The sequence below is a fragment of the Metasolibacillus meyeri genome (assembly GCF_003049505.1).
GTDB lineage: Bacteria > Bacillota > Bacilli > Bacillales_A > Planococcaceae > Metasolibacillus > Metasolibacillus meyeri.
The window spans coordinates 1-14,720 of the sequence record NZ_PYWN01000166.1; the positions used below are offsets into that span (position 1 = coordinate 1).

General features: G+C 39.2%; 12 protein-coding genes and 1 other annotated feature. Of the genes, 6 read left to right on the plus strand and 6 right to left on the minus strand.

Annotated elements, in window-relative coordinates:
* Positions 1–142 precede the first annotated feature (142 nt).
* Together C9J34_RS19260 and C9J34_RS19265 are read left to right on the plus strand one after the other, a co-directional pair.
* Positions 143–508 (plus strand): helix-turn-helix domain-containing protein, encoded by a 366-nt coding sequence (locus C9J34_RS19260; RefSeq protein WP_238600719.1) that lies wholly within the window; start codon positions 143–145, stop codon positions 506–508.
* 141 nt (positions 509–649) lie between these two features.
* On the plus strand, positions 650–1,138 hold the full coding sequence (locus C9J34_RS19265) for an ImmA/IrrE family metallo-endopeptidase (protein WP_107841799.1): 489 nt from the start codon (positions 650–652) through the stop codon (positions 1,136–1,138).
* Positions 1,139–1,244: 106 nt separating this feature from the next.
* On the opposite strand, the gene C9J34_RS19270 is transcribed toward C9J34_RS19265, so the two are convergent.
* Positions 1,245–2,399, minus strand: a complete 1,155-nt coding sequence (locus C9J34_RS19270; protein ID WP_238600720.1) for a PstS family phosphate ABC transporter substrate-binding protein — start codon at positions 2,397–2,399, stop codon at positions 1,245–1,247.
* A 327-nt stretch (positions 2,400–2,726) separates the two neighbouring features.
* Complete coding sequence (tyrS, locus tag C9J34_RS19275; RefSeq protein WP_107841800.1) at positions 2,727–3,998, minus strand: tyrosine--tRNA ligase; 1,272 nt, start codon at positions 3,996–3,998, stop codon at positions 2,727–2,729.
* A gap of 60 nt (positions 3,999–4,058) precedes the next feature.
* Positions 4,059–4,258, minus strand: a binding site (T-box leader).
* A gap of 182 nt (positions 4,259–4,440) precedes the next feature.
* Between tyrS and C9J34_RS19280 the strand changes: the two genes are divergently transcribed.
* Positions 4,441–7,281, plus strand: coding sequence for a transglycosylase domain-containing protein (locus C9J34_RS19280; protein ID WP_107841801.1), 2,841 nt, complete (start codon positions 4,441–4,443; stop codon positions 7,279–7,281).
* Positions 7,282–7,313: 32 nt separating this feature from the next.
* Here C9J34_RS19280 and C9J34_RS19285 read toward each other — a convergent pair whose 3' ends face one another.
* From C9J34_RS19285 to argC, 4 genes are read right to left on the minus strand one after another with little or no spacing between them, the layout of a single operon-like run.
* On the minus strand, positions 7,314–8,453 hold the full coding sequence (locus C9J34_RS19285; protein WP_107841802.1) for an acetylornithine transaminase: 1,140 nt from the start codon (positions 8,451–8,453) through the stop codon (positions 7,314–7,316).
* Between the two features lie 20 nt (positions 8,454–8,473).
* The gene (argB, locus tag C9J34_RS19290) at positions 8,474–9,262 is read right to left on the minus strand and encodes an acetylglutamate kinase (RefSeq protein WP_107841803.1); all 789 of its coding nucleotides are present in this window, start codon (positions 9,260–9,262) and stop codon (positions 8,474–8,476) included.
* Positions 9,225–10,448: a bifunctional ornithine acetyltransferase/N-acetylglutamate synthase gene (gene argJ / locus C9J34_RS19295; protein WP_107841804.1), complete on the minus strand. Its 1,224-nt coding sequence runs from the start codon at positions 10,446–10,448 to the stop codon at positions 9,225–9,227. Before argJ ends, argB begins: the two co-directional genes overlap by 38 nt.
* 12 nt (positions 10,449–10,460) lie before the next feature.
* Positions 10,461–11,495 (minus strand): N-acetyl-gamma-glutamyl-phosphate reductase, encoded by a 1,035-nt coding sequence (argC, locus tag C9J34_RS19300; protein ID WP_107841805.1) that lies wholly within the window; start codon positions 11,493–11,495, stop codon positions 10,461–10,463.
* A 271-nt stretch (positions 11,496–11,766) separates the two neighbouring features.
* Here argC and C9J34_RS19305 point away from each other — a divergent pair, with 271 nt between their 5' ends.
* The 3 genes from C9J34_RS19305 to C9J34_RS19315 all read left to right on the plus strand — a co-directional run bounded on the left by C9J34_RS19305 (position 11,767) and on the right by C9J34_RS19315 (position 14,551).
* Positions 11,767–12,396, plus strand: a complete 630-nt coding sequence (locus tag C9J34_RS19305) for a GNAT family N-acetyltransferase (RefSeq protein WP_107841806.1) — start codon at positions 11,767–11,769, stop codon at positions 12,394–12,396.
* 362 nt (positions 12,397–12,758) lie between these two features.
* Positions 12,759–13,406: an acetoin utilization AcuB family protein gene (locus tag C9J34_RS19310; protein WP_107841807.1), complete on the plus strand. Its 648-nt coding sequence runs from the start codon at positions 12,759–12,761 to the stop codon at positions 13,404–13,406.
* Positions 13,403–14,551, plus strand: coding sequence for an acetoin utilization protein AcuC (locus C9J34_RS19315; protein ID WP_107841808.1), 1,149 nt, complete (start codon positions 13,403–13,405; stop codon positions 14,549–14,551). Before C9J34_RS19310 ends, C9J34_RS19315 begins: the two co-directional genes overlap by 4 nt.
* Positions 14,552–14,720: the final 169 nt, after the last annotated feature.

Here is a 14,720-nt window from a genome sequence, read left to right on the forward strand (position 1 = left end):
ATTTCTATTTAAGCAACTCCCTATTCTTAATATAGCATTGCTAAAATAGAAATTCAAGCAAAAATTTCTATTAAAGAAATCCTTTATTTCCAAAACAGAAATATGTTATAATGAGGTATGAAATCTCTGAAAGCGGTGAATGATGATGAATATCGGAAAACGAATCGTTTCATTAAGAGAAAGCAAAGGGTGGACACAAAGAGAGCTAGCAAACCGAGTGAGCCTTAATGTTAGCGTTATGAATAGAATTGAAGCAAATGAACGACCTGTAAAAGATAATGAACTATTGCAGTTAGCAAATGTACTGGATGTGAGTACAGACTATCTTCTTGGACGCTCGAATTCGTCTGCATTGACACAAGAAGAAAAAGATGAGGCTGAATTTCAAGCGTTTGCTAACAACCCGACACTTCAAAAATGGTATAAGGAATTGCCAAAGTCAAAGGAAGAAGATTTAGAAAAGCTACGTAAAATGTGGGAAATTTTAAAGGATCATGGGGAACTTTAAGAATAATACTTAAAATGAATAATCACCGAAGATTCTCACTAATTGTAAATAATATGCCAAACCTCACTAGCAAAATGTGGGGTTTTATAATATAATAAACAAGAACAAATGTTCTTAAATGGTATTTTAGGAGTTGTTGCAATGTACTATTACACACATCTTGAGGATTATATTACGCACTTTTATAGGCAGTTGGGGATTACAGATTTATCCTTATTGAGCTTTCAAGAAATCGCCGCAAGATTGGGCATAAAAGTGTTTTATTGGTCAGAGCGTAGCCAAGCTCTATTTATTGAAGGACGTGCTTATATTTTTCTTGAGGAAAACTTATCGCCTGAAAAGGAATGGCAAGATTTCTGTCATGAACTATGTCATGTGCTACTACATAGTGGCAATCAGTTTGACTTGCCTCCGCTTTTCCAAAAATATCAGGAATCAAAGGCAAATAATTTTATGTATCATGCATGTGTTCCTACTTTTTTATTAGAGCGAATGGAGCTATATGACTTCACGAATAAAGAAATAGTGAAAATCCAACAGAATTTTTGTGTAGAACCCGAATTTGCTAAAAATAGACTGATACAATTTCTAAATAATAAACAAAACCAATTATACCGCTATCAAGACTAACTCAAATACTTGGCAAAAAAACAGAGAGATATTTGTAAGAAAATCCACATAGATACGCAATTATCAATACGCTATGTGGATTTTTATGAAGTTAATTGGGAAACAATTATTTATTCACTTCATCCACAGGAACATACCCTACTTTTTCAACTAACGCTTGTCCTTGAAGTGATAAAATCCACTCAATTAATTTTTCTGTATTGTCATTTGATGTGCCTGCTGTGATTGCGTAAAATTCCGATGTAATTGGATAAGTGTTATTGCGAATATTTTCTTTTGTCGGTGCAATGCCTTCAATGGACAGCAATTTAATTTGGTCGTTGCGTACCATTTCCGTTGAATAATAACGGAACGTGTAGCCGAGTGCATTTTTATAATTTTTATATTGTGCAACTTCCTCAATAATGCCTCCCATACCTGTAACCACATCGCGTTTTTCAGCTATCATAATCGGTGTATCCTCCATTAAACGCTGCAACGCTGTTTGTGATCCACTGTCTTCTGGACGCTGAAAGGCACGAATTTTTTCATTTGCACCACCTACTTGTGACCAATTCGTAATCTCCCCTGAATAGATGCCACGCACTTGCTCTAATGTTAAATTATCGATTGGATTATTTTTATGGACAAAAAAGACAAATGCCTCCTTACCAATCGGCGTCATATTTAATTCAATGTTTTTTTGCTGTGCCACCTTTAACTGACGCTCGGATGGTCCAGCAGCGAAAATAACATCCACTTTACGATTCATCACATTCTGATAAGCATCGGGTGTTTTATTGACCATTACTGTTCGTTTAAAATAATCTGGATTTTCTGGATATGTAGCTTCTACAAACGCTGTGTATAATGGGTACAGTGCTGTTGCACCATCCATTTTTGGCATTGTCCCATGGAGTGTTAACGTTGATTGTTCATCCAATTGTACAACTTGATTATCTTCAGTAAAAGGATGATACGCCCATATATTTATCTCACTATCTACTGTAGCTAACTTACTCTCATAATAGGTTTGTCCTGCCAATACAACTGGTACAATTATAATTCCTACCATAACAAACGCAGTTACTTGCTTACGTCTTGTCGTTTTGAAAAATTGTAAAATCTTTAATATGAACAAAATATAAATAACAACAATAGCAACACCTAAAAGCCAGACATAACTTTGATGCCAAAAGAGCATCGATAAAAATACTAAGGGCGTGCCAAAAAATAATATACTAATTGTTAGCAATATGATACTTCCTATTTTCTCCATCATTTTCCTTCCCTCCTTTTTAACATAAACGACAAAAAACGAGAAAATGTTTCAATCTTTTGTACGTATTTATCTCAAATTTTAAACCTTGATAAATTCATCAACAATAGGAAGTGTATTTAATTTAAAGTGCTGTGAATATGATATATAACATTTAGTAACGGCTTCTTTACCTCGAGAACGCTAGAGGCTTTCGTAACTACCTTCTTGACCATTAGAATAGGTTTTACTGCCTTTATTTTTCTTCAACAATAAATTAAAAGCACCACCAATTGTTGATACAATTGGGGTGCAGTTCAAATCTGATTCCTATAATTTTTATTTCAACCTTTAGTTAAACTTCACCATATGGTACTTCTTTTTCCCACGGCGAATAATGGCAAAGGCGTCTTCTAAACGGTCTTTTGCATCTACTGTGTATGCTAAATCTGTTACTTTTTCACCGTTGATGCTGATGGCACCGTTTGTTACATCTTCACGCGCTTGACGTTTTGATGGTGAAACACCAGCTTCCACAAGCAATTCCACGATGTTTTTATCTTCTTTTGCCATTTCAATAGAAGGAACATCTTTAAATGCATCCTTCATTTCTACTGCTGATAATGCTTTTAAATCTCCTGAGAATAATGCTGCTGAAATGCGTTGTGCTGCTTCCAAGGCTTCTTCACCGTGAATTAAGCGCGTCATTTCTTCCGCTAACGTTTTTTGTGCTTTGCGTAAATGTGGCTCTTGTTGCACGCTAGCTTCTAATGCTTCAATTTCTTCACGCGATAGGAATGTGAAGATTTTCAAGTATTTCACAACGTCCGCATCACCTGTGTTAATCCAGAATTGGTAGAACTCGTATGGGCTCGTTTTGTCAGCGTCTAACCATACTGCACCGCCAGCTGTTTTACCGAATTTTGTACCATCTGCCTTTGTTACTAATGGAATCGTAAAGCCGAATGCTTTTGCATTGTCATCATGCGTTTTACGAATAACTTCAAGACCTGTTGTAATATTGCCCCATTGGTCTGAGCCACCGATTTGAATGCGCACATTATGGTTGTCATACAGATGGTTAAAATCAATACCTTGAATAATTGTGTACGTAAATTCTGTAAATGAAATTCCTGTATCTAAACGTGAAGCAATCGTATCTTTTGCTAGCATGTAGTTAACATTCAGCAGCTTTCCGAAATCACGTAAAAATTCGATTGTGCTCATTTTGCCAATCCAGTCATGGTTGTTGACAAGGTTTGCTGTATTTTCTGCACTTGAATTAAAATCAAAAATACGCTCTAATTGCTTTTTAATTCCTTGTACATTGCGGTCAATTTGCTCAACCGTTTGCAATTGGCGCTCCTCCGAACGTCCTGATGGGTCGCCTACCATTCCTGTTGCACCACCAACTAGCAAAACTGGCTTATGACCTGCCTGCTGGAAGCGACGCAGTGTTAATAGTGGAACGATATGTCCGATATGCATCGAATCGGCTGTTGGGTCTACGCCACAGTACAATGATACCGATTGCTCATTTAACAGTTTCTCCATACCTTCTGCGTCCGTTTGTTGGTATAAAAGACCACGCCAATTTAAATCTTCAATTAGTTTGTTTGTCATATTATATCCTCCTCTTTTACGCATAGAAACAAAAAAGCCCCTACACGCAAGTTTATTGCATGCAGGGACGCTATTAATAAAATAACGCGGTACCACCCAGCTTGAAGATTATCCATCTTCCTCTCAATCGTCTTAACGCGACGTAGACGTTCAAGCTCCAAGAACGTAATTCATGTTTTACACTATGACTAGCTTCCACCTACCGCTAGCTCTCTTGACAGGGAATGAAAACATTACTGCAATCTCTTCAATGCTTGAAAAACTATACAGACTATTTTACCTAAACTATGCCTATTGTCAACAACTATATTTTAGCTGTAGAAAAAGTGTGCTATAATCAAATACGCCTTGACTAATTTAATCAAAATTTTTTCATTATCTATCCTATTTGTCAAAGGCTTTATTATCATTCAACAAACGGATGATTCAAGGAGGTATTATATTGAAAGATTGGTTTATGCAAATAAATAAAAAAATAGAATCGCTTGCAAATATGAAATGGATGCGTGCATTCCGAATTACAGGTGGTGTTATTTGGAATCTGGCATTGTTGTTACTCATTCTGTTAGCAGCTTTAACGGTATTCGCTGGAGCGGTTGGGGCAGGCTATTTTGCATCGCTTGTAAAAGAAGAGCCTCTACGTTCTAAGGACAGCATGCGAGAGCTTATTTTCAATTATGAGGAAACGAGTGAAATTTATTTTGCTGATAATATTTATATCGGAAAGCTACGCACAGATTTAGAGCGCCGAGAAACCTCTCTAAAGGATGTTTCACCGATTGTTATTGATGCGGTTCTAGCAACAGAGGATGAATACTTCCGTGAGCATAATGGCATCGTTCCAAAAGCTGTTTTACGTGGCTTACTGCAAGATATTTCGAACTCCTCTACGCAAACAGGTGGTTCAACATTAACACAGCAATTGATTAAAAACCAAATTTTAACAAACGAAGTGTCATACGAGCGTAAAGCAAAGGAAATTTTATTAGCATTACGCCTTGAAAAATTTATGACGAAGCAAGAAATATTAGAAGCATACTTAAATATTATCCCTTATGGACGTAATGCATCAGGGCGTAATATTGCAGGGATTGAAACAGCAGCGGATGGGATATTCGGCATTAAAGCTTCTGAGCTCAATTTGCCACAAGCAGCATATATCGCTGGGATTCCTCAAGCGCCATTTGCTCACACACCATTTACACAACAGGGACAATTAAAAACAGAGAAGGCCTTACAACCAGGAATTGACCGAATGAAAACGGTTCTGTACCGCATGAAAGAGGTAGGTTATATTTCAGAAAGTGAATATCAAGAGGCGATTACCTATGATATTACACAGGATTTTAGAGAGCCTGAAGCGCGTCCTGAAGACCGTTATCCTTGGTTAACATATGAACTTGAAAATCGTGCTAAAAAAATTATTGCCAACATTTTAGCTGAACAGGATGGCATTGATCCGAAGCGTTTACAGGAAGAGATTCAGCTTCTTGAAAAGTATACGATTTTAGCGGACCGTGACGTACGTTCAAAGGGCTATCGCATTTACTCGACAATTGACCAGCAAATGTATGATGCGATGAAAACGGCGGCTGAGAACTTCCAATATTATGGCCATACGTATACAGCAACAACTGTAGATAAGGAAACAGGTGAAGAAATTACTGTTGAAATGCCTGTTCAAGTAGGTAGTATTGTTATAGAAAATAAAACAGGACGTATTTTAAGCTTTGTTGGTGGACGTGATTTTAATATTAAAGCTAAAGCGCTAAACTACGCTACACAAGCATATCGTCCAAATGGATCAACAATGAAGCCACTTTTAGCATATGGGCCCGCTATTGAATATGGCAATATTGGTGCAGGTAGCCCTGTAGTCGATGTAAAATTTAAGCGTGACTTTGATGACTATAGCCCTAAAAACTACCTTGAAAATGAAGAAAGAGGTATTATGCCTGCGCGTGAGGCTTTAGCTCACTCTCAAAACTTAACAGCATTGCGCTTATATAATGATATTTTATCGAATCGACCTGCTGAATATCTTGCTAAAATGGGCTTTTCTCGTTTAACTGAAATCGATTATGTCAGTTTAGCAACGGCAATTGGTGGTCTCACAAATGGGACAACTGTTGAGGAAAATACAAATGCCTTTGCAACATTAGCAAATGGTGGTCAATTTATCGATGCTTATATGATTGATAAAATTGTCGATTTAGATGGCAATATCATTTACCAGCATGAAATTGAGCCTACTGAAGTATTCTCACCTGAAACATCCTATATTGTGACAGATATGCTGCGTGATGTGCTTGACTATGGTACAGGCACACGAGCAAAAAGCACGTTGAAATTTTCATCTGATTTTGCAGCCAAAACAGGAACAACGAATGATTATAAAGATGTATGGCTAGTTGGCTACAACCCAAATATTTCTTTAGGTGTATGGATGGGCTATGATCAGCCTCGTTCACTTAACACGTTCAATAACACTTATTATCAACCAAGTACCCGAGTCAACTTACTGTGGGCAACTTTAATGAATACAATTTATGATATTGACCCTGAATTCATCGGAACGAAAGAGAGATTTGAAAAGCCTGCAAATGTTGTCAGCGCATCATTTTGTGGAATTTCAGGCTTAGCACCTTCTAGTGCTTGCTCAAGCGCAGGGCTCGTACGTTCTGATTTATTTAATCGCAATGTATTTTTACCATCTCTTCCAGATGACAGTTTAGTTTCTTCTTCATCTGTGACGATTGATGGCAAATCTTATAGCGCCTTACCTTCTACTCCATCTGAATTTATTACAATGGGTGGTGTAGGGTTAAACGAGGAATTTGTTAAACGCATGCTTGGCTCTTTAGGTGGAGACCCAGCAAAGCTACTACCTAACAACTCTTCATTGAGCTCCTCTACCGTGACAGGCGTTGCGTTTAATGCGGATAATGTCGCGCCAGAGCCTGTTACTGTTACACTTGAAGGCAATACATTAGTATGGTCAAAATCCGCTTCAAATGATGTCATTGGCTATCGTGTCTATTCAACAGAAGGTCAGCTAATCGCGACAAATCGATTTGAACAAGGTCGTCGTGCTCAAATAGCTATCGGAGCAAATTACTATGTTGTTGCCGTGGATATTACGGGACTGCAATCCGCTCCTTCTAATATTATTGAAACGGCTGCTCCGCCTCCAGTTGTCGAGGAACCAGATATAGACGATACGGAAAATATAGTACCAGAGGAACCAGATATTGAAGATGAGGATGAAGAGCAAGTAGAGTAGTAAAAATGAGCTGTAGAAAGGGGAAACCCTCTCTACAGCTCATTTATTATTTTATCCAAAATTGCTACTGCTTCATCTATTTCTGCCTCGCTCACTGTCAATGGTGGCAATAAGCGAATTACTTTTGGTCCAGCCTGTACAACGAGCAAGCCTGCCTGTTCTAATTGTGTGACATAGTTTGCTACATCTTCTCCTCCACAGTAAAGCCCAAGCATTAAGCCTTTTCCTTGAACTGCAAATTTTTCATCTGTAAATGCCTGCTGTAGCTGCTCCTGTAAATAAGCCGATTTAGCCTGCACTTGCTGTAGAAATACATCGTCAAAAACATGCTCAATAATGGTTTGTGCCACTGCCACTGCTAACGGGTTGCCACCAAATGTTGTGCCATGTGTGCCAGCAGTAAATGTATCAAATAATTTTGCTGAGCCTAGTATTCCACCAATCGGGAACCCACCACCTAGCCCTTTTGCCATTGAGACAATGTCAGGCTTCAATGTCGTTTGTTCAAATGCAAAGCGTGTGCCTGTGCGACCAATTCCTGTTTGTACTTCATCGACGATTAATAAAATGTCGTGCTTGTCACAAATTTTTTGTATTGCCTCTGCAAATTCTGGTGCCACAACATTAATGCCGCCTTCTCCTTGAATTGGCTCCAGCATAATCGCTGCTACTGTGTCATCAATTGCTGCCTCAAGCGCTGCTACATCATTAAATGGCAATGTTGTAAACTGCTCCACTAAAGGACCGAAGCCATTTCGCACTTTATCCTGTCCCGTTGCAGACATTGCACCAAATGTACGCCCATGAAAGGATTGCTCAAAAACAATGATATGATGCTTCCCTGTATGTTTCCGTGCCAATTTAATCGCGGCCTCATTCGCCTCTGCCCCACTATTACAGAAAAAAGCATATGCTAACGGCAAATCTTTCACTAATGCAGCCGCAAGCTTTTCTTGCTCTGGACTTTCAAAAAGATTGCTTATATGCCACAGCTTCTCACTTTGCTGCTGCAATGCTTGCACAATTGCTGGATGCGCATGACCAAGCGTACAAACCGCTATACCGCTCGTAAAATCCAGATAACGTTTCCCTTCATTGTCATAAACAATTGTTCCCTTACCTTCAACAATATGGACTGGTCGTCTTGCATAGTTTTGAAATAACGCGCTCATCTATCATCGCCCCCTTTAAGTTAAATTGTGTGAGAATTGTGTGAGTGCCTGACACTTATTTTTGTGCCGCCAAGCGTATCATCCACAATTTGAACAGATGGAATGCCTGCTGTTAAACAAGCAAGAGCTCCTTGTACTTTTGGAATCATACCACCGTAAATATGACCTTCAGCAATCCATTCAGCAATCGCAGCCGCTGTTGCCTCCTGCTTATATTGCCCTTCAATTCGGATACCTGCAACATCTGTTACAAGCAATAAGCTTTCTGCCTGTACAGCTAAAGCGACCTCGCTTGCTACTGTATCGCCATTAATATTCAATGCCTGACCATCAACAGTTGCACCAATACATACAATAACTGGAATAATATTAGCAGTCAGCATCACATCTAAAAGCGCCGTATTCACCTTTTCAATATGTCCTACATAACCATATATTGCTTCATCTAAAAATGTACTTTCCAATAAATGACCATCGAAGCCATTTAAGCCAATTGCTCGTATACCTGCTGCATTTAATTCATGAACTAAAAACGGATTTACTTGTCCAATTAATGTTGCCTTTACTAAGTCGATTGCTTCTGCCGTTGTCACACGTATGCCATTGATAATAGTAGATGTGACATTGTTCGCAGCTAATGTACGATTAATGGCAGGCCCTCCACCATGTGTAATAATAATTTGATAGCCCTCTTGCTGCAATTCTTGTATTTTTTTGAAAAATGCTGCGTTTAAGCCTTCCAATGTACTGCCACCTAATTTTATGACAAGTTTACGAGCGGTATGATGCGTTGATTTGAACGTAGTCATATGTTAAATCACACCCCCATGCAAAGCCATGCCCATCTCCTTGACCTAAAGAAACAGAAATTTTCACTTCATGCTGCTTTAATATCGTAATCAGCTGCTCCTCTGAAAAAGCAATCGGCTCCCCGTTTTCAACCATTGTTGCGCCACCAATTTGAATTGTAATTTTTTCTGGATCGACTGTTGCACCACTGTATCCAACAGCTGCAATAATGCGTCCCCAGTTTGCGTCACAGCCAAAGACAGCCGTTTTGACAAGTGGCGAGCCTACAACGGATTTTGCAATTTTACGAGCTTCAGCGTCATCCAATGCTCCTGCTACTTCCACCTCAATTAATTTTGTTGCGCCTTCTCCATCACGTGCAATCGATTTAGCTAAATCCTCTGCCACTGCTTGTAATGCCCCATAAAAATTTACCCACTCTGGATGTTCTGGCGTTAATGTATCATTGCCAGCAAGACCATTTGCCATCACGACAACCATATCATTTGTCGATGTGTCACCATCCACTGTTATGGCGTTAAATGTACGCTCTGTAATTTGTGATAATGCCTTTTGTAGCTCATTTGATTGTATGTTGGCATCTGTTGTAATAAAACCTAGCATCGTTGCCATATTTGGCTCAATCATGCCAGAGCCCTTTGCTGTACCTGAAACTACAATTTCCTTACCATCAACTAGCGTTACATATGTTGTATTTTTCATGACTGTATCCGTCGTCAAAATCGCTTGCGCAAAGTCAATGCTGCTTTCTAAATCATCATTTGGTGCTAGCATAGCAACTCCCTTTTTCACTGGCTCCATTTTCATGATTTCCCCAATTACACCTGTAGAGGCTACCCCTACTAAACTAGCATCAATCTTCAATCTTTCCGCTGCTAGCTTTTGCATATCATAGGCATCTGCTAGCCCCTGCTTTCCTGTGCAAGCATTGGCGTTACCTGAATTAACGAGCATCGCCTGCATTTTTTTCGTCTCATAAACAACTTCCTTTGTTACTTTTAACGGCGCTGCCTGCACAGCATTTGTCGTAAAAACTGCTGCAACGCTTGCAGGTACTTCGCTGACAAGTAAAGCTAAATCCTTCTTCTTATGCTTTAGACCGCAATGCACCCCCGCTGCTGTAAAGCCTTTTGGAGAGACAATATTTTTTCCCGATAATTTCTTTAATTCAATAATAGCTGACATTTATTTTCCTCCTTAAATGAATAATGGTACTGTTTGTAAACCCATTGTTTGTGGTAAGTTCATTTGTATATTCATATTTTGAATTGCCTGCCCTGCGGCACCTTTTACTAAATTATCAATGACACCGACGATTGTTGCTCGATTTGTACGTTCATCTAATTGCACATATATATCGCAGTAATTAGAGCCTTTCACTCGATTTGTACCGATGGAAGATCCCTCTTCAATGACGCGAACGAATGGATGTTTCGCATATTTAGCTTGCAGGCACTCTATAAGTTGCTGCTGTGTAACGCCAGACCGCACAGCAGCATAGGATGTAGCTAAAATGCCGCGCGTCATCGGCACTAAATGGGTGTTGAATGAAATTTTTGTTTCCACATTTGCAAACATCGCAATCGCTTGTTCGATTTCTGGGATATGCTGATGCTCATTTATTTTGTAAATTGAGAAATTTTCATTTGTTTCACTAAAATGGGTAGCCTGTGATGGCTTATTTCCCGCACCTGATACACCACTTTTCGCATCGATAACTAAAAAGCTTGGGTCAATTAAGTTTTCTTTGATTAACGGCAATATCGATAATAAAACAGCCGTTGGATAACAGCCCGGATTCGCAATTAAATATGCCTCCGCAATTTGCTGCTCGTTCCATTCTGATAAACCATATACGCTCTGCTCAATAGCCTCTTGTGGTGCTGGTGTTTTTTTGTACCATTGCTCATAGCTTGCTAGATTTTTCAAACGAAAATCGCCTGATAAATCAATTAATTTAGGTCCTTTTTGTAATAATGGCGGAAGCAAGCTACTCGTTACGCCTGATGGTGTGCTAGCAAAAACAACATCTAAATTTTTCAAAGCTTCATCATCAATTTTTTGAAGGGGTCGATCTACAATCCTCGCTAAGTGAGAAAATTTCTCTGAAAAAATAGCGCCTTCCTCTGATGAAGTGAATAATTCAATTTTCTCTACTTCTTGATGATTGTGTAAAAAGCGAATTAACTCAAGTCCGCCGTATCCTGTAGCACCGATAATTCCAACCTTCATTGCCGTCCCTCCAAATATAAGATAGCATTAGTATAAAGATGTATATTTATTTAGTCAACTGAATTTTTATTTATTTCATAACAGATGTTTAGGCTATCTATTTGTGGTAGCATTTTTTATTTGTACCTGTCACTTTACCTTCACATAGAAAATATTCTAGGATAATGTACGAAACGTATTCGAACAGCAAAGAGATATTTGCTGTTCCCGTACTCCCTTTTTCCTAAAATCTTTTGTATAATAAAAAGTAGAATAATTAGGTGGTGTATAAATGGAGCATAAAAAAACCTTTTTCAGCACTGAAATGGAGACTCGACATGGTGTAGTTTATGTAGAAGGTCCTGTACATCCTGACCAGTTAGCTCGTTACTTATTTCACGAGGATTTAGTTTCATTTCGTCCTGCTGAGCAACAACAGCAAGCATTAATTACAATTGCTTCATTAGATGAAGGACGTATCGTTGTCGTTCGAAATGGCGAGCTCGTTGTTGGCTATGTCACATATTTATATCCTGACCCTCTCGAACGTTGGGCAGAGGATAAAATTGACAATATGATTGAGTTAGGCGCAATAGAGGTTATTCCAGCTTACCGTAGTACAGGGGTGGGGAAAAAGCTGCTAGAAATATCATTTATGGACGATGCAATGGAAGGCTATCTTGTTATTACAACCGAATATTATTGGCATTGGGATTTGAAAGGTACAGGACTAAATGTATGGGAATATCGCAAAATGATGGAACGTATGATGAGCTCTGTAGGCTTTGAATACTTCGCTACAGATGACCCAGAAATTACATCACACCCAGCAAACTGCTTAATGGGACGCGTGGGCAAACATGTTGATGCTGAGACGTTGGAACGCTTCGACCGTCTACGTTTTAAAAGGCGCTTCATGTAGTCAATTATGCCTTGCGAGATTTTGAATTGTGCCTGCACGTTAACCTAAAAACACCACATCCTGTGACAACCGTTAACTGTGCAGGCCTCCTTTCAAAATTCCTGACGACTTGGATCAATCGGATGTTGATTACTCAGTCGTTACCACAGAGTGCGGCGTTCCTAGACTGAGTTCTTCCTTCTCAGTAGAGAATTTGGACTCCCTCTGGTTCAATTACCTAATCTAGCATTCATCCCATCACTTGGAGAAGTGGGGGAACTGCTGTATCTAATGTTTCACTTTCAGTACAAAAACATTGTCGCTGTCGCAATAGAAGAATATGTGCTGAATCAAGTTTAAATTCAAACAAAGGGGATTGTGAAATGATTGTTGAAGAAATGATGCAAAGAAATGTGCATACATTGCTCTCTACCAATACAGTTGGAGAAGCCGCACATTTAATGCGTGAACACGACATACGTCATATACCGATTGTCAATGCTCAAAATGAAGTGATTGGGATTATAACAGAGCATGATGTGAAGCATGCATTTCCTGATGGTATCGATGAACATGAAAAAACAACAATTAAACATACACCGTTAAATGATATTATGGTAAAAAACCCAATTATCGGTCATCCATTAGACTTAGTGGAGGAAGTAGCATTAACTTTTTATGAATCAAAAATCAGCTGCTTACCGATTGTTTCTCGTGGCAAATTAGTTGGGCTTATTACAACAACAGACCTTCTCTATACGTATATTGAATTAACTGGCGCCCACAAGCCCAGCTCTAAAATAGATATCCGTGTTTCTGATAAAGCTGGCGTGCTACATGATATTTCTAAAATATTTATGCACCATAAAGTTAATGTGTTAAGTGTGCTCATCTATCCTGATGCTGACAACGACGAAAATCGAATCGTAAGCGTCCGACTACAAGTAATTAATCCATTAGCCATCATTCAAGATTTACGCAAAGAAGGCTTTGATGTTTTATGGCCAAATGTACCAGGGATACAAGTATGAAAAATGCTGTTTTTGTTTACTCGCCTGATCAGCTTGGCTACAAGTTTTCGGACACACACCCGTTCAATCATAAACGATTAGTATTAACGATGGATTTACTAAAAAACATTGGTGCTTTAAAAAATGAAGATATTATTCCAGCACGTCTAGCTACAGATGAGGAAATTGCGCTTGCACATGATGAAAAATATATTGATATTGTAAAAAGAGCCGGACATGGAAAGCTTTCAGCTAAACAAGGGGAAAGTTACGGCATCGGTACGGAGGATACGCCCATATTCCCTAATATGCATGAGGCAAGCGCATTGCTTGTTGGTGGCACATTACAGGCTGTCGATGCAGTCTTACAAGGGAAAGCACGCCACGCGCTTAATTTAGGCGGAGGGCTACACCACGGCTTTTACGGACGTGCTTCAGGTTTTTGTATTTATAATGATAGCAGTGTCGCGATTCGTTACATCCAAAAAAAATATGGCTTACGCGTCTTATATGTTGATACAGATGCGCATCATGGAGATGGTGTGCAATGGTCCTTTTATGATGATCCAAATGTATGCACGCTGTCTATTCATGAAACCGGACGTTATTTATTTCCAGGGACAGGCAATGTGACGGAGCGCGGCAACGGACAAGGCTACGGCACATCCTTTAACTTCCCCGTTGATGCATTTACAGAGGATGAAAGCTTTTTAACGATTTATGAACAAGCAATGCGCACCGTGTTTGAGCATTTTAAACCGGATGTTGTCATCACGCAAAATGGCGCAGATGCACATTATTTCGACCCATTAACACATTTATATGGCACGATGGAAATTTACAAGGAAATTCCGAAGCTTGCCCATAAATTAGCACATGAATATTGTGATGGTCGATGGATTGCCGTTGGTGGTGGTGGTTACGATATTTGGCGTGTCGTTCCTCGCGCTTGGTCAATGATTTGGACGGAAATGAATGATTTACCTTGCCCAACAGGTCCATTACCAAAAGGATGGCTAACCCATTGGCAACAAGAAGCTCCTGTTGAATTAATTCCAACATGGGAAGACCCAAAACCTTTATACGAGCCCATTCCGCGCAAAGCTGAAATCGAAGAAAAGAATGCACAAATGCTACAAAAAGCATTACATATTTTGAGTAAATAGAATAGCTGTAGGAAAATCGAGGTTAGCCCTCTTTTCCTACAGCTATTTTTAGTATACATTTTAACAAAATAATAAATTATCAGTTCCAAAGTAACAATTCGCCCGATGAACAGTAAAATTCGCCCAACCAGCAAAAGAAATCGCCCAGCGAACAGCGAAATTCGCCCAA

Coding starts and splice junctions, on each gene's coding strand:
- tyrS (WP_107841800.1), bottom strand. CDS start 3,998: ATGACAAACAAACTAATTGAAGATTTAAATTGGCGTGGTCTTTTATAC.
- C9J34_RS19310 (WP_107841807.1), top strand. CDS start 12,759: ATGATTGTTGAAGAAATGATGCAAAGAAATGTGCATACATTGCTCTCT.
- argJ (WP_107841804.1), bottom strand. CDS start 10,448: ATGTCAGCTATTATTGAATTAAAGAAATTATCGGGAAAAAATATTGTC.
- C9J34_RS19285 (WP_107841802.1), bottom strand. CDS start 8,453: ATGAGCGCGTTATTTCAAAACTATGCAAGACGACCAGTCCATATTGTT.
- argC (WP_107841805.1), bottom strand. CDS start 11,495: ATGAAGGTTGGAATTATCGGTGCTACAGGATACGGCGGACTTGAGTTA.
- C9J34_RS19265 (WP_107841799.1), top strand. CDS start 650: ATGTACTATTACACACATCTTGAGGATTATATTACGCACTTTTATAGG.
- C9J34_RS19270 (WP_238600720.1), bottom strand. CDS start 2,399: ATGATGGAGAAAATAGGAAGTATCATATTGCTAACAATTAGTATATTA.
- argB (WP_107841803.1), bottom strand. CDS start 9,262: ATGACTACGTTCAAATCAACGCATCATACCGCTCGTAAACTTGTCATA.
- C9J34_RS19260 (WP_238600719.1), top strand. CDS start 143: ATGATGAATATCGGAAAACGAATCGTTTCATTAAGAGAAAGCAAAGGG.
- C9J34_RS19315 (WP_107841808.1), top strand. CDS start 13,403: ATGAAAAATGCTGTTTTTGTTTACTCGCCTGATCAGCTTGGCTACAAG.
- C9J34_RS19305 (WP_107841806.1), top strand. CDS start 11,767: ATGGAGCATAAAAAAACCTTTTTCAGCACTGAAATGGAGACTCGACAT.